The sequence below is a fragment of the Xylanibacillus composti genome (assembly GCF_018403685.1).
Classification (GTDB): domain Bacteria; phylum Bacillota; class Bacilli; order Paenibacillales; family K13; genus Xylanibacillus; species Xylanibacillus composti.
In genome coordinates, this window is record NZ_BOVK01000036.1 from 59,390 (window position 1) to 85,175 (window position 25,786).

Genomic DNA, 25,786 nt, shown 5'->3' on the forward strand with positions numbered 1-25,786 from the left:
TATGAGTATTTCAACCTGTCAAGTCCTTGTGACAAAGCGGCCGGCACGCGCCTTGTATGCAACCTCCGCTCTCATCAAATCGTTGTCTCTCAAGCCGGGTAAGACCGTTCGGATCTCATTCGGAAAAGCAGAAACCACTGTCACACTGCGAAGCGTCAAAAAAAGCGGGAGCAAGCTGTACGTTCCGCTCAACATCAAAAACCAGCTGCTGCTGCCGCATATCGGTACATTCAAAGTCAAATCGTCGAACGGCAGCTTGCGCATCGGTCCGCTGTTCGGCATCATGACAACCGCGAACCCATCTGCGACAAGCCCTTTCGGCACCCGCACTTCACTGATTCGGCAATTCGTCGCAAGCGGCAGCCAAGCCGGCACCTGCTTTGCTTTTGCTCCCAAAAACATCGACTGGGCAACGAGATCGGTCACCGGCTATTTCTACAGTCCGGGCAAGGGCTGGTATAGGCGTAAAGCGCCGTTGCCGGACGTGATCTATAACCGCATGCCCAGCCGCAAAACAGAAAAATCCGCAAACTTGGTGAGTCTGAAATATCGCCTGACTCATGCCGGCATTCCGTTGTTCAACTGGAGCTTCTTCGAGAAGTGGGATATTTACCGCTTGCTGGAGCCGGCAGGAGAGGCTTACAAGCATGTGCCCCAATCGATATTGAACCCGTCCCCCCGGCAATTGAAAGGGATGCTGGACAATCACGATTTCGTCTATTTAAAGCCAACCGGCGGCAGCTTGGGCAAGGGCATTTACCGTCTTACCTACAAGCCCCACAAAGGCTACTTCGTCCGATACAGGCTGTCCGGCCGAAATCGGGTGCTTCGCTTTGCCAAATTTTCCGGATTGGCCCGCATGATTGGCATCGACAAGGGGCGCTTGCGCAATTATGTAGCGCAGCAGGGCATCCGCCTGCTCGAAATCGACGGATGCCCCATCGATTTCCGGTTTCACCTGATTAAGAACATCAGAGGACGGTGGACTGTAGCCGGCATAGGCTGCAAGAAAGCGGGCAAGGGAAGCGTGACTACCCACGTGCGAACCGGCGGGCAGCTTTTGACGCCCGGGCAGGCGCTCGGCCGCATCTATTCAGCTTCGCGGGCCCAGGATCTTCTGGATAAAGCCAAAGCAGTCAGCATCCAGCTTGCGGAAGCGATTGAACGCGAATCCAGTCATCCTGTGGGCGAGCTCGGTTTCGATCTGGGCATCGACAAAGACGGGCGCATCTGGATGTTTGAAGCAAATGCCAAGCCCGGCAGGTCGATCTACAAGCATCCGGCTTTGAAAAATGAAGGCCGTGCAACCTTGAAGCTGCTTTTTGACTATTGCACGTATCTCAGCGGATTTAACGGAGGCGATGCATAATGGATGTTCGTCTTTACCGATCTGAAGCACGTCCGCTCATGGGCATCCTGACCATGTCCGATCCGAAGCGAAAGTTTCGCGGCAATCACAAAAACTTCGCCGATATCGTCAAGGCCGGCAGAGCAAGAGGAGCGGAGGTTTATGTAGTGACCATGGATGATTTGTCCCTGCACGAATCGCGCATCAAAGCTTACGCATACCGGGAAGACAAGGGGGACTGGGTCCCCCGCTGGATCCCGCTGCCAAGGGTGCTGTACAACCGCATTCCCAAGCGAGAGGATGAGCAGATTCCGCACGTTCGGGAAATGCTGCGCGAATGCATGCGAAATTCCAGGGTCAAGCTGTTCAATCCGTCCTTCTTCAACAAGTGGATCATGAAAAGATGGCTCTGCCGCTCCCCAAAAACCAAAAAAATGATTCCAATAACGAAGCGCTATACGGCCTCAACCCGCATGCTCCCCCTGCTTCGCAAGTACGGCTTTCTGTATTTGAAGCCGGAGCACGGCAAAGCCGGCAAAGGTATTCTTCGGGTACAGCGCACGGGAGGCAGCAAGCCGTATACGCTATACGCGCAGGATATGCGGCAGACGACCTCGGAATCGTTCGCAACGCTTAAGGAGATGACGTCAAGCATTCGCAAGCGGACCGAAGGCGAGAACTACATTATCCAGCAAGGAATCGACCTTTGCAGCAGCAAGGGCCGGCCCTACGACCTGCGCCTGCTGCTGCAGAAAAACAGAAAAGGGAATTGGGCTGTGACCGGAGTTGGCGCGCGTGTGGCAGGGGAATCGAGCATTACCACTCACGTCCCGCAAGGAGGGCGGATTGGGGAGCCGGTACGCCTTCTGAGTGCCTCGTTCGGGCCGGCGCGCGGAAAAAACATCTATCAACGTGTCCGACTGTCGGGATTAAACATTGCCAAGCAGATTGAGAAAGCGTCCGGAAGATCGCACGGTGAAATGTCTATGGACCTGGGGGTAGACAAGAGGGGGAACATCTGGTTTTTTGAAGCAAATGCCAAGCCGATGAAATTCGATGAGCCGGCCATACGCGAGCTTTCTCTGCGGCGCTTGATCGATTACGCCGCTTTCCTGGCAAACAGCAAACGAAACGGCTCAGCATAACAGCGAACCTGCCAACCCTTGAGAGGAGGATATCATGCCAAGACCCAATCTCGGGATCATGACCTTGTATTTGAACGACCGCAAACAGATCGAAGAACGCAGCCTTTTCCAAAAAATGACGCTGGTCGGCCGCGCTCTCGGCCTCGAGGTGACCGTCTTCACCCCGGAAGATGTCAACTTCGCTACGAATTCGATTCAGGCCCAAATCTATGATGTTCGGGCAAAAAGCTGGAAACGCAAGCGGGTCGGCTTCCCTGATGCCATTCTCGACCGCTGCCGCTACCAGCCAACCAACCGGTTCAGGCAGCTCAAGGCTTTCAGGCAGCGTTATCCCAATCTTCTGTACCTGAACCGACCATTGGCGAACAAATGGAACATTTACCTGGATTTCGTCAATAGCAAACGGTTAGCGAAGTACCAGCCGGATACAGTCAAGGTGACGGCAGGAAGCGAGGTTCTGGCCTTGCTGAAAAAGTACCCCACGGTCTATCTCAAGCCGATTAACGGCACTGGCGGACGCGGCATCATGCGTATCCATCGTCTGGGCCCGTCCAGCTTTCAGCTTGCCGGGCGCGGCATGGATCGGCGCATATTGCGCAGGGTTCAACTCGGGCGCTCAGGACTGCTGGCCAAATTAAGCCGCTTGGCCAAAACCGGCCAGTACTTGGCCCAGCAAGGGATAGATTGCACCTTGCCGGACGGGCGCGTTTTTGATTTTCGTATTCTGATCCAGAAAAATGCGCGCGGCGATTGGGAATGGACCGGCGGGGCAGGCCGTATCGGCAGACAGGGCAGCGTCACCTCAAATCTGCATGGCGGAGGCACGGCTGCCGGCCTCGACCGGCTCCTTCGCAAATGCTACAGGCAGACCTCCAAGGAACAGCGGGTGAAGCAGGAAATGGCTGCTCTGTCCTTCGAAACGGCAGCCTACCTGGAAAAACGATACGGGCAGCTATGCGAGCTGGCGCTGGACATTGCTGCTGACCGAAACGGCCGCATCTGGCTGCTGGAGGTCAATCCCAAGCCTGCGAGAGAAGTGTTCCGCAAGATTGGCGAGCATCATACGTACCAGACTGCAGTCAAGCGTCCGCTCGAATATGCCCTTTATCAAATCAATCGAAAAAAAGGCTAGCGCATACATGCGAAAGCCTTTTTTTCCGTTATATTAGGTAAAAAGCATCGTCATCTTATTCATCGCCTGTCAGCCAAAGCTCCAGCTCGTTCAAGGATGCAATAGTCCGATCCGCATTCGCCAATTCGTCCTCTTTGCCGAAGCCCGCATAGGCGCAGCCCACCACCTTCAAGCCGTTGGCATGGCCCGCCTCGACATCCGAGGAACGATCTCCGACCATCCAAGCATGGCGTATGTTGTGCTTATCCAGGAGCAGCCGCACCAAGTCCGCCTTCGTAGCCGTTTGATATTCCCCTGCAGTGTAGCTCTCCTCTATATAGGGAGAAAGCCCCTTGACCTCCACAATTTCTTTTACATATTCCGGCAGGCCGTTGCTGGCTACGAACAGACGGATACCCATGCCGGACAAGGCTTCGAGCGTCTCGCGAACGCCTGCATACAGCTCGCCCTCTCCCCTGCGCAGACCTTCAATTTCAAGCTCCAGCAGCAGGTCATCCGCTCGCTTATGCACCTCCGCTCCTGCTCCCGGCATAACACGCTCCCAAATATGGGCCAGCAGCATGCCCAAGCTGCTTAACATAATCTCCACTGAAGGGGTATCCCCTTCAAACAACCCATCCTGCCTCAATCTGTCGAACAATCGTTCATGGACCGGTATCAGCAGCGTCTCTGTCTGGAACAAAGTACCGTCCATGTCAAACAGGATCGCCTCGGGCTTCTCCCACTTTTCTCTCATGTCAGCTCCACTCCTTTTCCCTCATCAAAACAAATTCCCTCCCTTGTGTCAATCGGACTATCGCGAACAAAAGAAAAAACGCCTGGCGGCGTTCTCATGCGGCTCATACGGATCGCGCAAGGCTGCTGCAAATCCCCGCTATCGTAAAAATTTCATGAATCAGATCCCATACCGTTGTCTTTCTATTCGTCCTCTCGGCGCAACACTGCTTGCTGACCGTTCCAAGTGATCGCAAATCCCATCGCCTCAGCCAGTTCCCGTATGGGAACATAGGCACGATCCCCGATCAGGAAGCCGCTAGCCAATACCGTCCCGTCTTCATTCACTACTTCCACGCTGCGCTGCACCTGCGGCATGCCGTCTGTCACCCCCTGGCCTCTGTCTGGATTGCGCCCATTAGCCGCACTTCCATTCTGCGGCGGGCTGTAAGCATGGCCGATATGGCGGCAAAACCCCCGGACGATCGCTTCTGCCAACGTACGCCAATGATCCCGCAGCAGCCGAACGTCATCTCCGCTGGAGTCCGCGAATCCATACTCGATAATCATCGTATTAACGGAACCCGTTTCCCTGTGCATATAATAATAGTCCCGTCCCGGATTGTCAGGCAAGGTCCGGGTGAAGACACGGCGAACGTTCTGACCTTCCCTGGCCAACTCCTGAGCCAACCGCTCCGCCAAATCCTTGCCTTCATAAATAGAGTGAATAATCTCCGCGCCATCCCCTCCGCCAGCATTAATATGATTGGACAAGCAATAGGCGGCGCCGCTGTCGCGGACAATGCGGGTGCGCTGCTCTGGCGGAAGCGTGGCATCCTCGCTTCTCGTGATCGCTGCGGGCACACCCAACTCACGGAATCGATTATATTGATAGAGGCTGATTTGCAGAGTCATGTTTTTCTCAATCCAATGGCGGTTCGAACCGCCTCCCGGATCGTTGCCTCCATGTCCCGGATCCAAAATTAAGATCGGCTTTGCCATAGTCTCGCCTCCCTTTTTGGTTTCCATCTGCTCGCTAGCCAGCATTTCAAGCCATCTCGCTGATTTCGGCTTTCGACTGTTTGCAGCTTTCCCCCATCGTTGCCTTGCTGCCGGTCCCCTTATTTGCGGAACGTATTTTTACAACCGGAGTATGCGCCTATCGCGGATGTTCCCATAATCAATCCAAACAGGACAGCCTGTCTGGGATCTTCCGGCGCAATGTACACAAATCCGGCGGCCAGCCCCAGCACAATGGCGGTGAAAGGCAGCCAGCGAACGGGTAATCCAGCGGCGCGAAAAACACCGACAAGCGAAACAATCAGCGGCACCAGCGCCACATCATACGCTTGGAATTCCATCGCCATCACCCTCTCGCTCTATCCTATGCGGAAAAGCAGTCTGGCGTTCGGGCAAGCTCCTTTATGACTCTTCCCGGGACAACAAGATCGACCGCTCTCCTCTGCCTCCTGTGACAGTCCCTCCTAAAGTATAGTTGGCCGCGCTATTCATCTCTGTGCGCCCGATGCTCATATATAGGGCATCGTTGCAAGATGGAAAGTCCCGCTCAAAGCGAACCCGCAAACAGGAAGGGCCAAATTGGCATAAAAAGCTGCTCCCCTGGTCTTGTCTGAGGAGCAGCTTGCCGCGGCAACTTACCTTGCCCGCATATGCGGTCTCACAGATTGACAAGCAGCTAAAAGATCTTCTTCGTCTCCCGATCTTCCTTCAGGATTTCCACGGCCTCCCGGAAACGCTGGGAGTGGACGACTTCCCGCTCGCGCAGAAACTTCAAGCTGTCCTGCAAATCCACATCATCGGTCATGTCGATCAGCCATTGATAAGTCGCCCTGGCTTTCTCCTCTGCAGCGATATCCTCATAGAGATCGGCGATTGGATCGCCCTTGGCTTGGATGTATGCGGCCGTCCAAGGGACTCCCGCGGCATTATTGTAGAACAACGCCTTGTCATGATTCGCATAATGGGCACCAAGACCCGCCGCTTTCAATTGCTCCGGCGTGGCGTCCTTCGTAAGCTTGTAAACCATGGTCGCGATCATTTCAAGGTGCGCGAATTCTTCTGTCCCGATGTCGTTCAACAATCCAATGATTTTGCCGGGAATCGTATAACGCTGATTCAGATAACGGAGAGCGGCGGCCAGCTCGCCGTCAGCGCCGCCATATTGCTCAATCAGATATTTCGCCATTTGGGGATCGCACTTGCTCACTTTCACGGGATACTGCAGCTTTTTCTCATAAATCCACATGCGGGTACCTCCTTATACTTGCCACGGCCATGGCTCATCCGCCCATTGCCAAGGATACTTCGAGTAACTGTGACCAAAGTGCATAAGCGGACCGTACTTCTCTTCGTAAGCGCAGGCCAGCTCCTTTCGCTTCACCGCATAGCGATTGTATTCTTCAATGGCTTTCAAATCATTCGGGTGTGTATCCAAGTACAAATTCAACTCTACCAGGACGAAATCTACAGCTTGCAGCTCATGCAACAAATGATAATAGGCAGCATCCATCTGTTTATCCAATTGGGTCACTCCTTCCCATGTTTTTGGCCCGCTTGCCCGGAACGCCCTCGCGTGTTCTCTGCCGGGTTCTTCATCCGCCGGCATGCGGCGCATTGCCGACATGCAGACGTTCGCAAGGCAGCGGGGTCCGACTGCTTCGGCTGCTTCTCATTCACAGGCAACATCGCATTCACGCCACTGGCATGCCTGATGCACATTCCGCTTACCTCGGAGGGTACGGCGCGTAAAAGATCGGCCACAGTGTGCCGCGTCTCAACGCTTCTTCCGGTCGAAACTGCGGCAAATTCATCGGCTGGAAGCCCACAAATAAATTGGGCGGCGTATTATAGCGCCTGACTCTTATCGGCGGGCATGGATCCAGCGGGCTGTAATACGGCGTATAATACCTGAACTGGGCTGAAGCCGGAAAGCTTCCGTGAGCCGTAGGGTAAGGAGCATTAGAGGGGACCGGCACCGGCGCTTTCGCTGATTTTTGATTTTCCACTTGCGCTTTCCTCCTTGTGTCGATCGAATCAATCCCTATACTGTATGATAAATGCCTACGATTGGTTATAGACGAACGCCCAAAATGGGCGGTTGGCCCCATGTGCTCTGCCTATATATAAAAAGCTGCCTCCCAGTCGTTTGGACTAAAGGAGGCAGCTTCTGCTGCATAATATGCGGTTATCCTTCTTTATTCTCAGGAAGCCCCCAGCTTCAGCTTGGCCGCGCGCACAGTGAAGTCGGTATCCTCGTAATACATCGACTTGACCAGCACATTCGGTCCGCAGCAGCCGGCATCCGGACAATAGCAGGAGACGGTATGGGAGAGCGGATGCTCCAGCCACCGGGCAAACACATCCTCCAGACGGTCCTGCCGGATGTTGCCCAATGCGGACAGATCAGCGAAATCGGTCACATGCACATTGCCATTGAACATATCGACATTCAATCGATTCCGTCCATCCGGATCGTTGCGCACGCTCACTTGCTCCGTGTCAGCCAGCCGTCTCAACAGCTCAAGCTCCTCCGGACGGTCGCTGCAGGCGAAGAACGGCAGTGTGCCGAACAGCACCCACAGCCGATCATCCCGGACATCCAGCAGCCGATGGATGGCCGCGCGCACCTGCTCCAGCGAGAGCTTCGGCAAGGCTGCTGCGAAGGCGCTCGGATACATCGGATGCACTTCATGCCGCTTGCAGCCCATGTCTGCAATCGTGCGGTGCATATCGCCAATCCGCTCATGGGTCCGGTAGTTGATCATCGATTCCGCGGACAGGAACAGCCCCCCTTGGCTTAGTTGACGGGCATTGTCCAGCATGCGGTCATACAGCATCCACGCCGTTCGTGCGGCTACAGGATGACCCGCCCGGGCAAAGCCCATCTCATGGAAATCGTCGGGACTCGTATAATTGTACGAAATGTGCATGACATCCACCAAAGGCGCCAGCACCTCATATCTTTCCAGATCGAGCGTCAGGTTCGTATTGACCTGTGTCCGGATTCCGCGGCTTTTGGCATACTGCAGCAACGGCAGCATCACCTCGCGGATTGTTGCTTCCCGAAATGTAGGCTCTCCGCCAGTCAGGCTGATCGTTTCCAGATGCTCGACTTCATCCAGTCGCCGAAGCATGAGGTCGACCGGCAGCGTATCTCCCTCTGTCATGGTCAGCGCATCGCCGACTGCGCAATGCTCGCAACGCATATTGCACAAGTGTGTAACGGTAAACTCCACGCTGGTCAACGCATACCGACCATGGCGGCGCAGAGCGTGAATCGGATCCCAAGGATCGTATTGTACGGCATTCATCGAAAATCCACACCTTCTATCCAGTCAAGTCTTTCTATCCCGGCGAGCGGCTGACCAGTTCCACCGGGGAAACGGTCGACCGCATTCGCCTGTCCAAGCAGCAATACTTGTACTCTACCATCATACGCGAAATCCTAAACACTTCATAGTCCATAGAAATGTCGAAGCCGGCACCAGAGGACTCCGCCGAGCATAGGCCTCTTTCGCCAAAAAAATAAAACAAGCCAGATCGTCTAGACGACCCAGCGCATTTGAATAGAGTGATAGCCCTTGGCAGCTCCAATAACGCCTCAAACCCGAACGCTTTTTTGTTCCGTACCCGTTGGGCTCCCTGACTCAATGTCCGTAATCACAATGTTGTGATGATGCGACAAGTCCAATTCATACGGCGCTGGCAGCATTTGTCCTTCTGGATCCTCCAGAATGCGCACCACCGGGCGATGCGGAACTTTCGGGTTAAGGTCGACCACAATGCCCCGCTCGCCAGTATTGATGACAACAGGCAGTCCGATCGGATAGATAGCCACCTTGTCCCGAAACAGAGATAACTGCTTCAAATCGAACTGACTGCCTGCACCGGAATATAGAATCTCCACTGCTTGATGAGGAAGGAGCGCCTTGCGGTATACGCGATTGGAGGTCATGGCATCATAGGAATCTACAATCCCCAGAATCTTGGCATAATCGTGAATATCTTCGCTCGTAATCCCGCGCGGATACCCGCTCCCGTCCAGCCGTTCATGGTGCTGGAAGGCACAATGAGCAGATAAGAGGGGAATATTCGGCTCATCCTTGAGCATATAGTAGCCAATTTCGGCATGTCTCTGCATAATTTCCATTTCTTCTGCCGTCAAGGAACCAGGCTTTTGCAAGATGGCTTGCGGAATGCTAGTTTTGCCAATGTCATGCAGCAGTGCGCCAAGGGAAAGCTGGTACAGCTCATCTTTGGACAGCCCCTGCGACATGCCCAGCATCGTCGCATAGACGCAGACATTCATCGAATGACTGAACAAATAATGATCCAACGCCTGCATATGCGACAGCATGATCAGCGCATCAGGATGTCGGGACAAATCGTCCATAATCATCGTGGTAACCTGTCGGAAATTTTTCCCTAGCTCTTTGTGCCCGGAATAACGTTTTCGATGATTTTCCTCCATCAATGTTTTGAAGGAGGAGCGGATGACTTCCAGGGATTGAATCCGGGTATCATCGTCCAGCAATTCTGGAATGACGACATCTTCGGTACGCGAATCTGCAATGTATATGAAATCTATCCCAGTCTCAGACAGCCTGCGGATCAAGGTGTCGGTCAGCTCCACCCCGGTACCAAGCAAAACCAAACCGCTCTCGTTGTAGATGTTTCTCGCCAAGGTCATGCCCGGCCGGCATTGCTGTATAGCGATTAGTCGCATTATCACACACCCGTTTCTCCTGAAAAAATACTTTCCGTGTTGCCCTTATCCTTTTAATGTATAAGATGCTAGCCAAAAGGGCAAGAGAAGAAACGCTTTTTTTTTGCTTTTTTCGACACGCATTCGACATCTAGGCCAGACTTGTATAGGACATGTAAAGCCAGAACACGGCTGCGAGCCCGAACCGATAATAGGCAAACGTGGTCAGCTTGACCCGGTGCAGCAGTTTCAAAAATGTAACAACAGCCAGCCAAGCGACAATAAATGCGGTTGCGAAGCCAACGCCGAACAACGGGATATCCGCTAAAGTCAAATGGTCCCAGCTCTTCAGCAGGTCATACCCGCTAGCCGCAACCATCATCGGGACCGCAATCAAGAAGGAGAAGTCCGCCGATGCCTTCAAGGCTGCGCCGGACAGCAAGCCCCCCGCAATGGTGGCGCCTGCCCGCGAAAAGCCCGGCCACAGGCTCAAGCATTGGGCGAAGCCAATCTGAAGCGCCTGCTTATAGGACAGCTCATCGATTTCCCTGGCCGTGACTGCTGGCTGCCGTTTTTCCGCATAGATCATGAAGATTCCTCCCGCAACCAGGCCAATCAGTACAGTGCCGGGAGAGAACAAATAGGTTTTGATCGAGCTGTATGCCAGAAAGGCCAGTATCATTGCAGGGGTGATAGCCAGCAGCACATGAAGCAGGTTAAGCCTCTTCCCCTCTATACTCGGCTGCGCATCTTCCCGCTTGCGGATGCCGATCAGACCGAGCAGTCTTTGCCAGTACAATATGACTACAGCCAGAATAGCGCCCAACTGAATCACGACCTCGAATGTAGCCGCCCGCTCCCCTGTAAAGCCTAACAGATGTCCGCTCAATATCAAGTGGCCGGTTGAGGAGACAGGCAGAAATTCCGTCAACCCTTCCACAATCCCTTGAATGACCGCAATGATCAGGTCCCGCAGCGAATCTGCCATCGATCACCCTCCTGTATCGGGAATGCTGGTTCCCATTTCCTTGATTTCATGCACATTGCGCCATCTGCTCCGTTCGCTTCTTTCGACCTCCGATGGCTCGTTTAATTGACTGCACAATACGTCCCGAATAAATTCGGGCAGCCAATAGCGAATTTCTCCCCCTCCCTTCAGGGATAAATACCCGATGCCAAAACTGAACATGTCAATCGTTCCAACCGAGTAGGTTTGATCAGCCTCCATTGGACGGCCTTGAATCTCTACACGCACAATTTTCTCGTAGGATGGCCGGGTCGGATCATAATAGACAGTCGCACCGTCTACTGCCAGCACACCCAGTTCCTTGCCGCGAAACCCAAATCCCCGTATCGGGATATGAATCCTGTCCTCCAGCAAGGATTCCTCCAATGCTTGCCGGATCGCGGCGCCGGTCAGCGTCATTCGACATGGATTTATCGGGGATGGACAGCATTCGTGCAGCATTTCCCGGGAAATTCCGCCTTTTTCCACGTTCCTCAACAGTTGACCCGCATTCACAATGCCGACATCTGCATTCGTCCACCGTCTGAGCCCCGCCGCCAACAAGTTGGCCAGCGGAGATTCCTCTGTCCAGGATATGCGCAAGTCTCTGTCGGCAACGGCTGCCGTTTGGCCCATCGCCTGCTTGGCAGCAGTACGATGCACTTGTATGAGGTCAACTATTTCCGGGTCCGGCGCGTAATTTTCCACCGCGATGCATCGGCCCTCTATGACAAGCTGCCTGGTCTCTCTATCCACTTGTATGTCGATCTCGCCAACATATGCGCCCAGCTTTCCCGCGGCGAAAATTCGGGTTGAACCGACAAGCAGGGGCTCCTCCAGCAGATGATGCGTATGACCGCCCAAAATACAATCAATGCCCGGAATTTCTGCGGCCATTTGCTCATCCCTTCCGAGTCCCAGGTGAGAGCAGACAACCAGTACATCCACATGAGGCCGCAATTGTGCCGCCCATTCTCTCACGCATGCAAGCGGCTCGCCGATGTCCCAGCCAAGCAAGTTGTAGAAGGCGTTGAAATTCACCGTTACACCAATGATGCCGATGGTGACGCCGGCTTTCTCGATCACAACATAAGGCTTGATCCAATCCGGCAGCTTTCCGCTCTCAAGCTCCCTCATGTTGCCGGCAACTATCGGGAATTGCGCCTGGCGGGAAAGCATGTACAATTCGCCCTTGGTAAAGGTCAGGCCCTCATTGTTCCCCGGAACGAATACCTCATAGCCGATGGCATTCATCATCGCAATATTGCACCGTCCATCTGTGCCCTCGGTCTCCAGTCGCATGCGGTCCATATGATCGCCGATGTCCATCAACAGTATCCCGTCCTGCTCGTGTTCCCTGCGGATAGCGCGTATCGCTGACGCCGCCCTGGCTGCGTTCTCGAGGTGGCTGTGGATGTCATTTGTATGTACGATTTTCACATGCAGCGTCTTCATACCGTCCCCTCCTGATCCTTGCGGCAGTAGACTTTACTAAGTATACGTCCGAATTGTCCAACACATGTCCTCCTAAGCATAACATTTGCGCCATAAATGTGGTATGCTTGGAGCAAAGACAATGAGTAGAATAGAGTAGTTGAGGTGTTTGCCTTGGAATCGAGAACGTGGAAAATCCAATGCTTTGCAGCGGTCGCCGATCAGGCAGGCACGAACCTGATCGAGCTGGAGCTGCCAGCCGATGCGCTAACCGCGGCTGAGCTGAAGCAAGCCGCAGCTGAACGGCATCCCAAGGCCGGCAGTCTGATCGCGACCTGCTTTGTCGCCAGAAATCGCGCCTATGCGCGCGAGGAGGATACAGTTATGCCCGAAGACGAGCTGGCATTCATTCCTCCAGTTTCCGGCGGGGAGACCGGCGCCCGTTATACGGACCCCGGCGGCCGGTTTTGCATCACTTATGATCACATTGATATTGAACAGGTTGCGGGAATGGTTCGACATCCCGATCATGGCGCAGAGCTGTTATTTGTCGGGACTACCCGCGAGCATACATACGGCCAGAAGACCGTCATGCTGGAATATGAAGCCTATATCCCCATGGCCCTGCAAACATTAGCCCAAATCGGAGAGGAGATCAGCGCGAAATGGAACGGCGCTTTCTGCGCGATTACCCATCGTCTCGGCCAAGTTGCCGTTGGCGAAGCAAGCGTCGTTATAGCGGTCTCTTCTCCGCATCGCGCTGCCTGCTACGAAGCGAGCCGATACGCCATTGACCGGCTCAAGCAAATCGTGCCCATCTGGAAAAAAGAAATATGGGAGGACGGGTCGGAATGGAAGGGCGCGCAAACCGGCCCCTGGGACCCGACTGCAGCACCTATTCAAGGAGAATCCACATGAACGAGCGTTATTCGCGACAGCATCTATTCGCTCCAATCGGGCGAAGCGGACAAGAGAAATTAGCGCGGGCATCTATCGCAATCGTCGGCATGGGAGCCCTGGGCTCCGCATTGGCGGACATGGCGGCTAGGGCCGGGATTGGCGAAATTCGCCTGATCGACCGGGATTTCGTGGAATTCAGCAACTTGCAGCGCCAGATGCTATATGATGAATCAGATGCCAGCCGCTACCTGCCTAAGACTGAAGCGGCTGCAATCCGTCTCGCTGCCATCAATTCTGAAGTGAGCCTCATCCCCCGCGTGGCCGATTTGCATGCAGGCAATGCCGAGGAGCTGCTGCATGGCACGGACCTCATCCTTGATGGCAGCGATAACTTTACCGTCCGTTATTTATTGAATGATTATGCGATCAAGATGGGCATCCCCTACATTTATGGCGGCGCAGTAGCCTCCAGAGGTGTCTGTTATCCGGTTCTGCCTGAACGCGGGCCGTGCTTGCGCTGCCTGTTCCCCAATCCGCCCGAGCGAGGAACTGCGGAAACCTGTGATACTGCCGGCGTGATCTCTCCGATCATCCACGCGATTACGGCGATGCAGATGGCAGAAGCCTTGAAATGCCTTGTGGGCGATTTGGATGCAGTACAGAAGCAGCTGGTACAGCTCGACCTTTGGCGCAATCACTGGTCGCAGATCGATGTGTCTCAGGCCAAGCGGCCTGATTGTCCGGCATGCGCAGAACGGCGCTTCGAATTTTTGGACGACCAAACAGCTGTCGGCTGGTCCCAGACTATGTGCGGGAGAAATTCGGTTCAAATTCGACCAGCGCAGCCGGCCTCGCTTGATTTCGATGCAATGGTAAAAAAACTTTCTCCGGTCGGACGAGTCGAACGGACGCCATTTTTATTGCGTTTTATGCCTGACGATACCCATACGCTGGTTCTGTTCCCGGATGGGCGGGCCCTGATTCAGGGTACCGAGGACCCTACTATGGCCAGAAGCTTATATAGCCGATATGTCGGAGATTGACTAAAACTGTATGATTTTATGAAAAAATTGAGCATTTGAAAAGGTTTTTGTCGCTTTGTGTAGAATGAAATATTCAGAGACTTCAAAGACACCTCATTTCCAAAATTCAGAAGAGTAGCAGGGTGACAAAACCATGAACATTCATGTAACAGAATTGCAACCGGGAGACCGCCTTGAAAAAGACATATTCAATGATCACGGCATACTGATCCTTTCCGCTAATGCCGTATTGAATCGGCAGGATATTGACCGGCTCGAATTTTTACGTGTCGATTATGTCGATATTCTGCCGCGCACCAGCTCGGATCATGATCCCTTTCAAGATGTCGCCAAGCGTGAAATTTCGCAGCAGCTTCATGATGATTTCGGCGATGCCGTTCAAACGATCCGGGGCATGTTCGAACAAGTACGCGCCGAAGGAAAGCTTGACGGCGTTGAGGTCGAGCAAACGCTAAACCCATTAATCGAGCATTTCAAGCAGGAGCAAGATGTTGTCAATTTGCTGCTTTCGCTGAACAGCAAGGATGATTACACGTACCAGCACAGCGTGCAAGTCGGCATGATTTCATACTATTTGGCCAAATGGGCAGGATTTAGGGAGAAGGAAGCGTACTTGGTCGGCAAATGCGGATACTTGCACGATATTGGAAAAAGCCTGATTTCCGAGGATATCCTCCTCAAGCCATCCAAGCTGACCCAGGAAGAATTCGAAGAAGTGAAGAAGCACACTTTGCACGGATACGAAATACTGTCGCATAGCTTCCGCGAAAAGGAGCTGGCTCTCGTAGCTTTGGAGCATCATGAACGGTTGAATGGAAGCGGTTACCCGAGGCGACTTGCCGGTACAGCCATTCATCCTTACTCGCGTATTGTTGCCGTTGCCGACGTATACAGCGCGATGATCTCCACTCGGGTATATCAGGAGAAGCGCGACCTGCTGGCCGTTCTGAAAGAGCTGCACCGGCTTAGCTTCGAGGAGCTTGATCCCTATTATGTACAAGTGTTTATCAAGCACATGATTCCTAATTTTATCGGAAAGCGCTTACGCCTTACAACCGGAGAGGTCGGCATTATCGTGATGATCAACAACTCCGATTTTTTCCGTCCGCTTATTCGATTAGAAAATCGATTTATTGATCTTTCTGCCGAAATGCAATATGAGGTGGCCAACGTATATGTGTAACCGTTCCGGCTCTAGTGCATGCATGAAGGTGAGGCCTGTTTCCTTTTGGCAATGAAACAGGCTGTATCCTTGATTGGACAGGAAGAGCCTGTTAAGACAATTCGATAACCACAACTTTCTGGCTTCGACAAGGCTTATTTTACGATGCGCTTGGCTGTGACAAAGGTTTCTTTCCAATACGATTTATTGATATCTGTAATTTGCACTCCATCCTTTGGTTCCGGCGAAGAATGAATCATCCTCTGATTGCCCATGTAAATGCCCACATGGCCAATCGTCTTCTCCTTCTTGAACCTTCCCGGCACATAGAAATACAACAGATCGCCCTTCTTCAGAGATTTCCTGCTGACCGTCGTGCCCTTCCTCGCCTGCGCGCGCGCCGTGCGCGGCAAATCCACCCCGTATTTGTCGAAGATAAACCGGGTATAGGAAGAACAGTCAAACCGTTTGTTTGAACTCGAATAGGGCTTCGCCCCGAATTTGTATTTCACGCCCAAGTATTTCCTCGCCTCATTAATCATGCTGTCGATGTTGATGTTCTTCAGGACCGGCTCCGCTTCTGCTTCCCATATCTCTGAGTCTAAGGACTGCCAAACCTCCGTGTCCTCTCCTGTCGGATCTTCGGCGAAATCCAGATCCTGAGCGGTGTCATTCGGCATCAGATCCGGTGCCGGTTGCAGCTGGATACGATCGCTTCCATCCCATTCAGCCGTTATTTCGTTGCCGAACAATTGCTGCAGGCTCTCGATCGATACATACGGCTGACCATTGATTTCTCGTACTGCATCAGGAAGCTGAACAGTAGCTTCCTCCTTCATGGCCTGATTGCTGTTGCTTCGCAGCACATAGACGATATCGTGATCACCAATTTGAAAAGCACCTGTTTCCGCATCCTGCTGGACAAATCGGAATCCCGCTTTGCGCATAAGCGGCAGCAAAGGAGCGTAGACCTCTCCGTTCATTTCCACAACCGAAACTTGATCGTCCCGCACCTCGTTCTGCTGGTCTCGAATCGGGATCGCTTGTTGCGGTGTTTGCATCAAATTGAATTGTCTTTGGTTAGAAAGTCCGTCATTTTCGAGGATTCTTCTTTTCTTGTTGCCCTTGTTGTTAGCCTGAGACTTCTTGTTCTTGGAAGTAGCTTGATTAGAACGATTTCCTTTTTCCTGTGCTTGCTTTGACTTCCCATTCTTATTCTTTTGCTTTTGGTTCTTGTCTTCCACTGACTGCTGGCGTGCTTGGTCTTGATTTGTATTGGCGCAAGCGCTCACGACGCCGATCGACAGCGCAACCAAGCTGATACCCATGGCCCGCAATAATCGCTTCATATTCACCGCTCCTTCATTGATTTGGGGTCCGGATACCTCTTCCGTCCTGATCATAGGATGAAGCGATTGGCGTTCAAATATGCGGGTAACGACGCGCGAACTTGGATGAAAAAGCGTACTAATGAGGTCAGAATTTCCAACTTGCATATTCCAAATCATACAGATTTAGAAAAGCACATCATATTTACACTAAGCAAACATCGCGCCAAAATAAAAATACGTGTCCGCGCAGCTTTATTGCGCAGACACGTATATATTGAAATTAATTACATATTGGAATTAACCAATACTGCCTTCCATCTCAAACTTGATCAGACGATTCATCTCAACAGCGTACTCCATCGGCAATTCCTTCGTGAACGGCTCGATAAAGCCCATGACAATCATTTGCGTCGCTTCGGCAGCAGTCAATCCACGGCTCATCAGGTAAAACAACTGCTCTTCGGAGACTTTGGATACCGTCGCCTCGTGCTCCAGCGTAATGTTGTCGTTCAGAATCTCGTTGTATGGAATCGTATCCGACGTGGATTCCTTATCCATAATGAGCGTATCGCACTGGATGTTCGCCTTCGACCCTTGCGAATTGCGGCCAAAGGATGCCAGTCCGCGATAAGTGACCTTGCCGCCATGCTTGCTGATGGACTTGGAGACAATCGTCGAAGTCGTCTCCGGAGCAAGGTGCAGCATCTTGGCGCCTGCGTCCTGATGTTGGCCTTTGCCGGCAACAGCGATCGAAAGCACGCTGCCCTTCGCGCCGCGGCCCTTCAGCACAACTGCCGGATACTTCATCGTCAGCTTCGAGCCGATATTGCCGTCTACCCATTCCATTGTCGCATTTTCTTCGGCTACCGCACGCTTTGTCACCAGATTATAGATGTTCGGCGCCCAGTTTTGGATCGTCGTGTAACGCGCACGGGCATTTTTGCGGCAGATAATCTCGACGACGGCGCTGTGCAGGGAGTTCGTGCTGTACACAGGAGCTGTACATCCTTCCACATAATGCACGAACGCATCCTCGTCAACGATAATGAGCGTCCGCTCAAATTGCCCCATATTCTCAGAATTGATCCGGAAGTAAGCCTGTAGCGGAATTTCACACTTTACGCCCTTCGGCACATAGATAAAGCTACCGCCAGACCAAACCGCGCTGTTCAACGCGGCGAACTTGTTGTCCGACGGCGGAACGATTGTGCCGAAATATTCACGGAAAATTTCCGGGTGCTCACGCAGCGCCGTATCCGTATCGCAGAAGATGACACCTTGATCTTCCAGTTCTTTCTGCATGCTGTGATACACAACCTCAGACTCATATTGCGCGGAAACCCCTGCCAGAAATTTCTGCTCGGCCTCGGGGATTCCCAGCTTGTCAAAAGTCGCTTTGATTTCCGAAGGCACTTCTTCCCAAGTTTTCCCCTGCTTCTCGGATGGGCGGACATAATACTGGATGTCGTCGAAATCTAGCTCATCCAGGTTTCCTCCCCACTTTGGCATTGGCATTTTGTTGAATTGCTCCAACGATTTCAGCCGGAACTCCAGCATCCATGCAGGTTCACCCTTAATGCGGGAAATCTCTCTAACGATCTCTGGAGTCAACCCTTTCCCCGTTTGGAAGATCGCTTTATGCTCATCGCGAAACCCATATTTATACTCGCCAATTTCGGGCATTTGCTTAGCCATTCGTCCCTACCTCCTTCTTAAGATTCATTTGATCCGCCGTCCAGCTCGTGCTTGCTCTGCACGATCCCTTTCCGCAGCGCGTTCCAAGCCAATGTCGCACACTTGATGCGGGCTGGAAATTTCGTTACACCCGATAAAGCCTCCATGTCTTCATACTCGAACTCTTCATGTTCCTGTCCCTGCATCATCTGGGAGAACTGTTCCGCCAGCTTCAATGCTTCCTCCAGCGTCTTGCCCTTGATTGCGTCTGTCATCATCGACGCCGAGGACATGCTGATGGAACATCCCTCTCCTTCGAAACGGGCCTGCTTCACCTTGCCGTCTTCGATGAACATCTGCAGCTCGATGCGGTCTCCGCATGTCGGATTATTCAATTGAACCGATACGGCTTCCCCATCAAGCATACCGCGATTGCGAGGTGTCTTATAATGATCCATGATGACTTGCCGGTATAGTTCATCCAATTGCATGGCCGAAATACTCCTTTGTTTTGGTTAACGCGGCAACAAGCTTATCAACATCTTCCTCTGTATTATACAGATAAAAGCTTGCTCTGGCAGTAGCAGATACGTTTAACCAGCGCATCAGCGGTTGGCAGCAATGATGCCCGGCCCGCACAGCTATTCCCTCCGAGTCCAGCACGGTTGCGACGTCGTGAGGATGGACATCATCCAGGTTGAAGGTCACCAGACCCGCCCGATCACGTCTGGGGCCATAAATTGTCAGCCCCTCGATCTTCGCCATGTTCTCCATAGCGTATGCAGCAATTTGCTTCTCATGCTGCTCAATTCGATCCATGCCTATTTCCGTGAGAAAATCGATGGCCGCGCCAAGACCGATCGCATCCGCAATAATCGGCGTGCCCCCCTCAAATTTCCACGGCAGCTCCTTCCAGGTGGAGTCGTACAGCTCCACGAAATCGATCATTTCTCCGCCGAATTCAATCGGTTCCATCTGCTCAAGCAATTCTCGCTTGCCATATAGCGCTCCGATGCCGGTAGGCGCACACATCTTGTGACCCGAGAACGCATAAAAGTCGCAATCCAGCTCGCTCACGTCAACAGCCATGTGCGGAGTGCTCTGGGCGCCATCGAGCAGCACCTTGGCGCCATGCCGATGCGCCAGCTTGATGATCTCCCTGACCGGGTTAATGATGCCAAGCACATTGGAAACATACGTCATAGCTACCATTTTCGTATTCGGCGTAATGGTTGCCTCTGCATCCTTCAACGCGATGCTGCCGTCTTCCTGCAACGGGATATACTTGAGCGTTGCTCCTGTCGCCTTGGCAGCTTGCTGCCAAGGAATCAGATTGCTGTGATGCTCCATCGGCGTGATAACGATCTCGTCGCCTTCCTTGCACACCGACCGTGCATAGCTTGAGGCTACCAGATTGATCGCCGTCGTCGTGCCGCGCGTGAAGATAATTTGGCTGGCGGAAGGCGCATTCAGAAAGCGCGCCACCTTCTCCCTTGCCCCTTCATAGGCATCTGTAGCCCGTGATCCAAGGGTATGCACACCCCGATGCACATTGGAATTGTCCATTTTATAGTAACGCTCGACTGCTTCAATGACAGCCAGCGGCTTCTGCGAGGTTGCAGCGCTGTCCAGATAAACGAGCGGATGACCGTTCACTTCCTGGTCCAATATAGGGAATTGCTTGCGAATCTCTGCGGCGTTCATTGCCCGAGCTTCCTTTCTACCCATTCGGAAAGCTTTTTCTCCAGACTTTCCAGCGGAATTTCCGATACTACCGGCGCCAGGAAGCCGTAGATGATCAGACGGGTCGCCTGATCCTTGGATATGCCGCGCGACATCATATAATACAGCTGATCCTTGTTCACTTGTCCCACGCTTGCCGCGTGACCGGCCTTAACCTCATCCTCGTCAATGAGCAGCATCGGATTCGCATCGCCGCGGGCTTTCGGGCTGAGCATCAGCACGCGCTCGGTCTGCTCTCCGTTCGCATCGGTAGCACCCTTCTCAATCTTCGTGATGCCGTTGACGATGGCCGTTGCTTCATCACGCATAACCGCGCGTGTGATCATATCGCTCGAAGACTGACGGCCAAAGTGCACCGCTCTCGTCGTAATGTTCAGCTTCTGATCCCCTGTCCCCACACAAATCACTTTATGATCGGAAGAAGAGCCGTTGCCCTTCAGGATCGACGTCGTATCGGACATGCAGTTGCCGTCGTTCATCTCCCCGAGAATCCATTCCACGCGCGCATCTTGCTCCACAATTGCCCGGCGTGTCGAAAGATCTGTCACTTCCTTGCCCAGTCGATGAACAGAGGCGAAGCGCACCGTCGCTCCCGGCTTTGCTACAATTTCCACTACCGCATTGTGCACCAGCTCAGAACGAAGTCCGGCAGATACGACATTGTCCACATAGGTCACCTCGCTGCCTTGCTCCGCTACGATCAGCACATGCGGCGAGAAGGATGCTTCCGCGTCATCGCTGATAAACAACGCTTGCAGCGGCAGCTCCACACGAACGTTCTTCGGAACATGAATGAAGATGCCTCCCTGGAAAACAGCCGCATGCAATGCGGTCAAGCGGTGCTCCTCGGGCTTCACGACGGTGTGCAAATACTGCTGCAGCAGATCGCCGTGTTCGCGAGCTGCCGTGGCCATGTCCGTGAAGATCACGCCCTGGCTCTTCAGGTCATCGGATATTTGTGTATATGCAGCGCCGGAATTGTGCTGGACAATGAGATGTCCTGCTTCATTCTCCGGCAGCAAGTCCTTCGCAATCTCGGGCAAACCGGTTGCTTCGGCTACCGGCTGCGCCGCCTTGTTGGCTCCGTAAGCGTCGATCTGCCAACGGTCTATTCTCGTCTTCTCCAGCTTCGGCAATTCCAGCTGGCCCGCAAGCTCCAGCGCCTTCACCCTGAGGTTGATCAGCCATTCCGGTTCACCGTTTGCTTTCGATGCGGCCTGAATGGAATCGCGGTTAGCTGGCAATACTGTTTCGGTTGTCATCCTTCGATTCCTCCTGATTCAATTAATACTTCGGGGCAGTCGTATTCATAGGCACCTGGAATTCCTCGGATTCCTGACCTACGGTCTCATCCTCAATGCCAAGCTCTTCCTTAAGCCATTCGTAGCCTTCATTCTCGAGGCGCTGGGCAAGCTCGGGGCCTCCGGAGCGTACAATTCGTCCTTGCATCATGACGTGGACGAAATCAGGAGTAATATAGTTCAACAGGCGTTGGTAATGCGTAATAATCAGAAATCCGCGTTCTTCGCTGCGCATGTCGTTCACGCCGTCTGCGACAATTTTGAGCGCGTCAATATCCAGACCCGAGTCGATTTCGTCCAGAATGCAAATTTTCGGATCCAGCATGGCCATCTGCAAGATTTCGTTGCGCTTCTTCTCCCCGCCAGAGAAGCCTTCGTTGAGATAGCGATGCATGAATTGGGGGTCCATGGCCAGACTCTTCATGCTCGCCTCCATTTGGCGAATGAACTTGATCAAGGAAATCTCATTGCCTTCGCCGCGGCGAGCGTTAATCGCGCTGCGCAGGAAGTCCGCGTTCGTAACACCCGCAATTTCGCTTGGGTACTGCATGGCCAGGAAAAGCCCTGCTCTTGCGCGCTCGTCCACTTCCATCTCCAGCACGTCTTCCCCGTTCAGGGTAATGCTGCCTGCTGTGACCTCATAAGCCGGATGACCCATAATGGCAGAGGCCAAGGTACTTTTGCCTGTACCGTTCGGGCCCATGATGGCATGAATTTCTCCGCCTTTTATTTCAATATCTACACCCTTCAAAATGTCCTTGCCCTCTATCTGCGCCTTCAGGCCTTGGATGGTAAATTGCACGTTGCTCATCTTATATTCCCTCCAGAATTGAATAGTTGTAAATGGCATTGCCCCGCATCGGCAGTCGCCCTCAGCACATGTCTGCGGAAACTGGCTAACGGGGAAGTTATGCTCTATATCTAATAAGAATCATTCTTACTTGATTCTCACTGATTCTCATTAATTAAAACTATTATAACGAAACCTGTCTGTCGAATAAAGGGCTGCGCGGGATTTTTTTTGGAACTTCCACTTATATCTTGCCCACAGCACGCCGGATTCGATCCAATCTCTTGTTAAATTCCGCATCATCCAGAACCGGCTCAGTCTCCACGCTTTCCGGAAGTTCTCCCGCGAGCTCAATCCACGATTTGCATCCCCCGTATTGCTCCAGCATCGGCAAGAAGATCGGCTCCCGCAAGCGGTGTGCGCGAAGTACGAGCACATGAAGCGGTTGTGTCTTCTTCCAGCGCAAGCGCTCTTCGGCAAATGATTCTGTCCAAATATGCTCGTCCTGCAGCTTTTGGAGTTCATTCGCGTCGTGAATGAGCAAATCCTCGACCGCTTCCGCCACAATCGTTATCGGCCAGCGGCTCTCATCCTTCGGCCATTCCTCCAGTGTCGCATCCAGGATGTGGCGGTCCGCTTCCTTAATTAGATGTTGCTTCTGATGTTCATAGGTAGGAAACAGACTGAAATATCGGCTTTGCAATTGAAAATCCCGGGTCTCTTCCGCAATTCCGCCCTTGCGCATCAGCAGCATCTGCTTTCCCTGCTCCAATGCTTTTACAGCGGCCGCCCACTCCTTCAAGGCTATTCTCGGCATTTGCATCTGGTTTTTCCCCCCTCTTGTCAACCTTCATTATAGGGGTATGTCAGGAAGGAATGCAAACATCCTCCATGCCGAGATCCCTTTCAGGGATTGCGAGAAATCCTGAATTCGTTATACTAAGAAAAAGAATAGAGGGAATGTACCCGGAGGAGGAATTCAGCCTTATGAGCTCATACCATGCTTTAAGTGAGCAGGAAGCGACCGCATACGCTCGACGCCTTCCTGATTTTTTTGCGCCAGACGCTGAGCTTTCCTGCCGTGAAATCGGCGACGGCAACCTGAATCTCGTTTTTCACATTCAAGATCAGGGCTCTGGCAAAAGCGTCATTCTGAAACAAGCGCTGCCTTATGCGAAGGTAGTGGGAGAGTCGTGGCCGCTCACGCTGGATCGCGCCCGCATTGAGAGCGAGGCCCTCGCCGTTCAGGGACGCTTGTGTCCGGAGCTTACCGTTAGGCTTATTGCCTACGAGCCGGAGCTGGCACTGACCGTAATGGAGGATCTCAGCGATCACGTCATCATGCGGCGCGGACTGATAGAAGGACGCCGCTATCCGCACTTTGCCGAGCACATCAGCGAATTTCTGGCGCGGACCCTGTTCTTCACCTCGGATCTTGGAATGAACCAACAGGAGAAGAAAATCCAGACGGGAAGGTTTATCAATCCCGAGCTGTGCAAAATAACCGAAGACTTGATTTTCGACGATCCCTATACCGATTCGGAGAACAATTCCTTTGATGAAGCGATTCGCGATGAAGTGGAACGAATCTGGCAGGACAGCGCCCTGCATCTGGAAGTCATGCTCTTGCGTCAGAAGTTCCTGACTGAAGGACAAGCCCTTCTGCATGGAGACTTGCATACCGGCAGCGTGTTCGTCACGGAAACATCCACGAAGGTCATTGACCCGGAATTTGCCTATTACGGGCCGATGGGCTTCGATGTCGGAGCGATCATCGCCAATTTACTGCTCAATTATGCCGCTCAGACAGGCTGGAAGGAAGGCGCAGATCTGGCGGATTACCGCTCGTATCTGCTTCAGACCGCGACCTCCATCTGGGAACAATTCCATGTCAAATTTTCCTCGCTCTGGGACGAGCAGCTTGTTGACCGGATGGCTGCTACCCCCGGTTACAAGGAGCATTATATGAAGCAGCTGCTGCAGGACACAGTCGGATTTGCCGGGTGCAAGATGGTACGCCGCATTATCGGTCTGTCCCATGTTGCCGATATTGACACAATACCGGACGCTTCCCGCAAAGAAAAGGCGCAGCGACTGGCTCTGGCCATCGGCAAAACGCTCATCAAGCGCAACCGTTCGCTCGCTTCCATTGACGAAGTGTTGGATATCGTCCAGACGCAATGGTCGGCCATCGAGCAGGGAAAATAAGAAATGGGGAATGAGCAGGTGACTACACCATCACAACAAACAGAAGGGCTGCAATCGGTTCGCTGGGCATCTGACCATCTGGAAATGCTGGACCAGCGTCTTCTCCCTGAAGAAATTGTTTATTTGCAGCTTCGCACACCCGAGGAAGTGTGGGAAGGCATTCGCCACTTGAAGGTGCGCGGCGCACCTGCGATAGGCATCAGCGCTGCCTTCGGCGTATATCTGGCCATTCAGCACGCTCGGGGCAATACAGCGGAACTGAGGGAGGCAGTGGAGAAAGCGTGCAGTTATCTCGCTACTTCAAGGCCAACTGCGGTCAATTTGTTCTGGGCATTGGACCGCATGAAGGGAAAGGCAGCTTCCCTTGCCCAGGATGCGGGACTGGAAGCAGAGTCATTCAAGCAGGCGATGCTGCAAGAAGCGATCCAGATTCAAGCCGAAGATGAGGAAACATGCCGGCTGATCGGCGAACATGCCCTGACTTTATTCAAGGACGGCATGGGGGTATTGACGCACTGCAATGCCGGCGGCTTGGCTACCGCCAAATATGGAACAGCGCTGGCGCCTTTCTATCTCGCACAGGAGAAGGGCATGCCATTGAAGGTATTTGCCGATGAAACTCGACCGGTTCTGCAAGGCGCTCGCCTGACGGCATTCGAATTGCAGCAAGCGGGTGTGGATGTAACCCTTATTTGCGACAATATGGCCGGCATGGTCATGTCCAAGGGCTGGATTCAGGCTGTTATCGTCGGAACGGACCGGGTTGCGGCCAACGGCGACGTGGCGAACAAGATCGGCACGTATAGCGTTGCCGTTCTCGCCAAAGCGCACGGCATTCCATTCTATGTAGCTTGCCCCATGTCTACGATCGACTTGAACACGCCAACAGGCAAGGAGATCCCGATTGAGGAAAGGCATGAGGATGAAATCACAGTCGGTTTCGGCAAGCGCACCGCGCCTGTCGGGGTCAAGGTGTACAATCCCGCATTTGACGTTACGCCGCACGAATATGTCACGGCCATCATCACAGAAAAGGGCATTGTCTATCCTTCCTATCAGGAAAATCTGCCCAAGCTGTTTTCGTAAGCGTCTGTAAAAACTCCGATACGACTGCTGAGTCTGCCCAGCTG

At 53.0% G+C, this 25,786-nt stretch carries 25 protein-coding genes; 8 read left to right on the top strand and 17 right to left on the bottom strand.

Going from position 1 to position 25,786, the window contains the following annotated elements; all coding sequences use genetic code 11:
- Position 1 precedes the first annotated feature (1 nt).
- Genes XYCOK13_RS13340 through XYCOK13_RS13350 form a run of 3 tightly spaced genes read left to right on the top strand, consistent with a single transcriptional unit; the run spans position 2 to position 3,625 of the window.
- Positions 2 to 1,369 (top strand): YheC/YheD family endospore coat-associated protein, encoded by a 1,368-nt coding sequence (locus tag XYCOK13_RS13340; RefSeq protein ID WP_213412656.1) that lies wholly within the window; start codon positions 2 to 4, stop codon positions 1,367 to 1,369.
- Entirely contained in the window at positions 1,369 to 2,493 is a 1,125-nt protein-coding gene (locus tag XYCOK13_RS13345) for a YheC/YheD family endospore coat-associated protein (RefSeq protein WP_213412657.1), read from the top strand. Before XYCOK13_RS13340 ends, XYCOK13_RS13345 begins: the two co-directional genes overlap by 1 nt.
- A 34-nt stretch (positions 2,494 to 2,527) precedes the next feature.
- The gene (locus tag XYCOK13_RS13350; protein ID WP_213412658.1) at positions 2,528 to 3,625 is read left to right on the top strand and encodes a YheC/YheD family endospore coat-associated protein; all 1,098 of its coding nucleotides are present in this window, start codon (positions 2,528 to 2,530) and stop codon (positions 3,623 to 3,625) included.
- Between the two features lie 55 nt (positions 3,626 to 3,680).
- Here the strand turns inward: XYCOK13_RS13350 and XYCOK13_RS13355 are convergent, their stop codons facing one another.
- The 10 genes from XYCOK13_RS13355 to XYCOK13_RS13400 form a co-directional block, all read right to left on the bottom strand.
- Positions 3,681 to 4,361: an HAD family hydrolase gene (locus XYCOK13_RS13355; RefSeq protein WP_213412659.1), complete on the bottom strand. Its 681-nt coding sequence runs from the start codon at positions 4,359 to 4,361 to the stop codon at positions 3,681 to 3,683.
- 182 nt (positions 4,362 to 4,543) lie between these two features.
- The gene (locus XYCOK13_RS13360) at positions 4,544 to 5,341 is read right to left on the bottom strand and encodes an N-acetylmuramoyl-L-alanine amidase (protein WP_213412660.1); all 798 of its coding nucleotides are present in this window, start codon (positions 5,339 to 5,341) and stop codon (positions 4,544 to 4,546) included.
- A 119-nt stretch (positions 5,342 to 5,460) separates the two neighbouring features.
- Entirely contained in the window at positions 5,461 to 5,700 is a 240-nt protein-coding gene (locus XYCOK13_RS13365) for a hypothetical protein (protein ID WP_213412661.1), read from the bottom strand.
- A gap of 335 nt (positions 5,701 to 6,035) precedes the next feature.
- A complete protein-coding gene (locus tag XYCOK13_RS13370) occupies positions 6,036 to 6,605 on the bottom strand; it encodes a manganese catalase family protein (RefSeq protein ID WP_213412662.1) in 570 nt (189 codons plus the stop codon).
- A gap of 12 nt (positions 6,606 to 6,617) precedes the next feature.
- The gene (locus XYCOK13_RS13375) at positions 6,618 to 6,881 is read right to left on the bottom strand and encodes a spore coat protein CotJB (protein WP_280520900.1); all 264 of its coding nucleotides are present in this window, start codon (positions 6,879 to 6,881) and stop codon (positions 6,618 to 6,620) included.
- Between the two features lie 202 nt (positions 6,882 to 7,083).
- Positions 7,084 to 7,242 (bottom strand): spore coat associated protein CotJA, encoded by a 159-nt coding sequence (locus XYCOK13_RS21935; RefSeq protein WP_244865149.1) that lies wholly within the window; start codon positions 7,240 to 7,242, stop codon positions 7,084 to 7,086.
- A gap of 318 nt (positions 7,243 to 7,560) precedes the next feature.
- Positions 7,561 to 8,670: a radical SAM/CxCxxxxC motif protein YfkAB gene (gene yfkAB / locus XYCOK13_RS13385; protein ID WP_213412664.1), complete on the bottom strand. Its 1,110-nt coding sequence runs from the start codon at positions 8,668 to 8,670 to the stop codon at positions 7,561 to 7,563.
- Between the two features lie 290 nt (positions 8,671 to 8,960).
- Positions 8,961 to 10,085 carry an HD-GYP domain-containing protein gene (locus XYCOK13_RS13390; protein ID WP_213412694.1) on the bottom strand — a complete coding sequence of 375 codons (1,125 nt, stop codon included), beginning with the start codon at positions 10,083 to 10,085 and terminating at the stop codon, positions 8,961 to 8,963.
- Positions 10,086 to 10,215: 130 nt separating this feature from the next.
- On the bottom strand, positions 10,216 to 11,040 hold the full coding sequence (gene bacA, locus XYCOK13_RS13395) for an undecaprenyl-diphosphate phosphatase (protein WP_213412695.1): 825 nt from the start codon (positions 11,038 to 11,040) through the stop codon (positions 10,216 to 10,218).
- A gap of 15 nt (positions 11,041 to 11,055) precedes the next feature.
- On the bottom strand, positions 11,056 to 12,525 hold the full coding sequence (locus XYCOK13_RS13400) for a bifunctional metallophosphatase/5'-nucleotidase (RefSeq protein ID WP_213412665.1): 1,470 nt from the start codon (positions 12,523 to 12,525) through the stop codon (positions 11,056 to 11,058).
- A gap of 153 nt (positions 12,526 to 12,678) precedes the next feature.
- Between XYCOK13_RS13400 and XYCOK13_RS13405 the strand changes: the two genes are divergently transcribed.
- The 3 genes from XYCOK13_RS13405 to XYCOK13_RS13415 all read left to right on the top strand — a co-directional run bounded on the left by XYCOK13_RS13405 (position 12,679) and on the right by XYCOK13_RS13415 (position 15,630).
- Positions 12,679 to 13,422 carry a molybdenum cofactor biosynthesis protein gene (locus XYCOK13_RS13405; RefSeq protein WP_213412666.1) on the top strand — a complete coding sequence of 248 codons (744 nt, stop codon included), beginning with the start codon at positions 12,679 to 12,681 and terminating at the stop codon, positions 13,420 to 13,422.
- On the top strand, positions 13,419 to 14,447 hold the full coding sequence (locus XYCOK13_RS13410) for a ThiF family adenylyltransferase (RefSeq protein WP_213412667.1): 1,029 nt from the start codon (positions 13,419 to 13,421) through the stop codon (positions 14,445 to 14,447). Before XYCOK13_RS13405 ends, XYCOK13_RS13410 begins: the two co-directional genes overlap by 4 nt.
- A 133-nt stretch (positions 14,448 to 14,580) precedes the next feature.
- Positions 14,581 to 15,630, top strand: coding sequence for an HD-GYP domain-containing protein (locus tag XYCOK13_RS13415; protein ID WP_213412668.1), 1,050 nt, complete (start codon positions 14,581 to 14,583; stop codon positions 15,628 to 15,630).
- Positions 15,631 to 15,764: 134 nt separating this feature from the next.
- On the opposite strand, the gene XYCOK13_RS13420 is transcribed toward XYCOK13_RS13415, so the two are convergent.
- From XYCOK13_RS13420 to XYCOK13_RS13450, 7 genes are all read right to left on the bottom strand, one after another.
- Positions 15,765 to 16,958 carry a C40 family peptidase gene (locus tag XYCOK13_RS13420; RefSeq protein WP_213412669.1) on the bottom strand — a complete coding sequence of 398 codons (1,194 nt, stop codon included), beginning with the start codon at positions 16,956 to 16,958 and terminating at the stop codon, positions 15,765 to 15,767.
- Between the two features lie 279 nt (positions 16,959 to 17,237).
- Positions 17,238 to 18,635: a Fe-S cluster assembly protein SufB gene (gene sufB / locus XYCOK13_RS13425; protein WP_213412670.1), complete on the bottom strand. Its 1,398-nt coding sequence runs from the start codon at positions 18,633 to 18,635 to the stop codon at positions 17,238 to 17,240.
- A 17-nt stretch (positions 18,636 to 18,652) separates the two neighbouring features.
- A complete protein-coding gene (gene sufU, locus XYCOK13_RS13430; RefSeq protein WP_213412671.1) occupies positions 18,653 to 19,105 on the bottom strand; it encodes a Fe-S cluster assembly sulfur transfer protein SufU in 453 nt (150 codons plus the stop codon).
- Complete coding sequence (locus tag XYCOK13_RS13435) at positions 19,092 to 20,318, bottom strand: cysteine desulfurase (protein WP_213412672.1); 1,227 nt, start codon at positions 20,316 to 20,318, stop codon at positions 19,092 to 19,094. The genes sufU and XYCOK13_RS13435 overlap by 14 nt, the downstream gene beginning before the upstream one ends.
- Complete coding sequence (sufD, locus tag XYCOK13_RS13440) at positions 20,315 to 21,619, bottom strand: Fe-S cluster assembly protein SufD (RefSeq protein WP_213412673.1); 1,305 nt, start codon at positions 21,617 to 21,619, stop codon at positions 20,315 to 20,317. The genes XYCOK13_RS13435 and sufD overlap by 4 nt, the downstream gene beginning before the upstream one ends.
- 22 nt (positions 21,620 to 21,641) lie before the next feature.
- Positions 21,642 to 22,469, bottom strand: a complete 828-nt coding sequence (gene sufC, locus XYCOK13_RS13445) for a Fe-S cluster assembly ATPase SufC (protein WP_213412674.1) — start codon at positions 22,467 to 22,469, stop codon at positions 21,642 to 21,644.
- A 223-nt stretch (positions 22,470 to 22,692) separates the two neighbouring features.
- Positions 22,693 to 23,271: a DUF1802 family protein gene (locus XYCOK13_RS13450; RefSeq protein WP_213412675.1), complete on the bottom strand. Its 579-nt coding sequence runs from the start codon at positions 23,269 to 23,271 to the stop codon at positions 22,693 to 22,695.
- 164 nt (positions 23,272 to 23,435) lie between these two features.
- On the opposite strand from XYCOK13_RS13450, the gene mtnK reads away from it, so the two are divergent.
- Together mtnK and mtnA are read left to right on the top strand one after the other, a co-directional pair.
- A complete protein-coding gene (gene mtnK, locus XYCOK13_RS13455; protein ID WP_213412676.1) occupies positions 23,436 to 24,656 on the top strand; it encodes an S-methyl-5-thioribose kinase in 1,221 nt (406 codons plus the stop codon).
- Positions 24,657 to 24,659: 3 nt separating this feature from the next.
- Entirely contained in the window at positions 24,660 to 25,742 is a 1,083-nt protein-coding gene (mtnA, locus tag XYCOK13_RS13460; RefSeq protein WP_213412677.1) for an S-methyl-5-thioribose-1-phosphate isomerase, read from the top strand.
- The last annotated feature ends 44 nt before the right edge of the window (positions 25,743 to 25,786 follow it).

Bases quoted from the DNA above. Each gene is read 5' to 3' on its own strand.
- XYCOK13_RS13340 (WP_213412656.1), top strand. From the start codon at position 2: ATGAGTATTTCAACCTGTCAAGTCCTTGTGACAAAGCGGCCGGCACGC.
- XYCOK13_RS13435 (WP_213412672.1), bottom strand. From the start codon at position 20,318: ATGAACGCCGCAGAGATTCGCAAGCAATTCCCTATATTGGACCAGGAA.
- XYCOK13_RS13360 (WP_213412660.1), bottom strand. From the start codon at position 5,341: ATGGCAAAGCCGATCTTAATTTTGGATCCGGGACATGGAGGCAACGAT.
- XYCOK13_RS13355 (WP_213412659.1), bottom strand. From the start codon at position 4,361: ATGAGAGAAAAGTGGGAGAAGCCCGAGGCGATCCTGTTTGACATGGAC.
- XYCOK13_RS13365 (WP_213412661.1), bottom strand. From the start codon at position 5,700: ATGGAATTCCAAGCGTATGATGTGGCGCTGGTGCCGCTGATTGTTTCG.
- XYCOK13_RS13420 (WP_213412669.1), bottom strand. From the start codon at position 16,958: ATGAAGCGATTATTGCGGGCCATGGGTATCAGCTTGGTTGCGCTGTCG.
- sufB (WP_213412670.1), bottom strand. From the start codon at position 18,635: ATGGCTAAGCAAATGCCCGAAATTGGCGAGTATAAATATGGGTTTCGC.
- XYCOK13_RS13400 (WP_213412665.1), bottom strand. From the start codon at position 12,525: ATGAAGACGCTGCATGTGAAAATCGTACATACAAATGACATCCACAGC.
- XYCOK13_RS13450 (WP_213412675.1), bottom strand. From the start codon at position 23,271: ATGCAAATGCCGAGAATAGCCTTGAAGGAGTGGGCGGCCGCTGTAAAA.
- XYCOK13_RS13350 (WP_213412658.1), top strand. From the start codon at position 2,528: ATGCCAAGACCCAATCTCGGGATCATGACCTTGTATTTGAACGACCGC.
- sufU (WP_213412671.1), bottom strand. From the start codon at position 19,105: ATGCAATTGGATGAACTATACCGGCAAGTCATCATGGATCATTATAAG.
- XYCOK13_RS13410 (WP_213412667.1), top strand. From the start codon at position 13,419: ATGAACGAGCGTTATTCGCGACAGCATCTATTCGCTCCAATCGGGCGA.
- sufC (WP_213412674.1), bottom strand. From the start codon at position 22,469: ATGAGCAACGTGCAATTTACCATCCAAGGCCTGAAGGCGCAGATAGAG.
- sufD (WP_213412673.1), bottom strand. From the start codon at position 21,619: ATGACAACCGAAACAGTATTGCCAGCTAACCGCGATTCCATTCAGGCC.
- mtnA (WP_213412677.1), top strand. From the start codon at position 24,660: ATGGGGAATGAGCAGGTGACTACACCATCACAACAAACAGAAGGGCTG.
- mtnK (WP_213412676.1), top strand. From the start codon at position 23,436: ATGAGCTCATACCATGCTTTAAGTGAGCAGGAAGCGACCGCATACGCT.
- yfkAB (WP_213412664.1), bottom strand. From the start codon at position 8,670: ATGAATGCCGTACAATACGATCCTTGGGATCCGATTCACGCTCTGCGC.
- XYCOK13_RS13370 (WP_213412662.1), bottom strand. From the start codon at position 6,605: ATGTGGATTTATGAGAAAAAGCTGCAGTATCCCGTGAAAGTGAGCAAG.
- XYCOK13_RS13345 (WP_213412657.1), top strand. From the start codon at position 1,369: ATGGATGTTCGTCTTTACCGATCTGAAGCACGTCCGCTCATGGGCATC.
- XYCOK13_RS13390 (WP_213412694.1), bottom strand. From the start codon at position 10,085: ATGCGACTAATCGCTATACAGCAATGCCGGCCGGGCATGACCTTGGCG.
- XYCOK13_RS13415 (WP_213412668.1), top strand. From the start codon at position 14,581: ATGAACATTCATGTAACAGAATTGCAACCGGGAGACCGCCTTGAAAAA.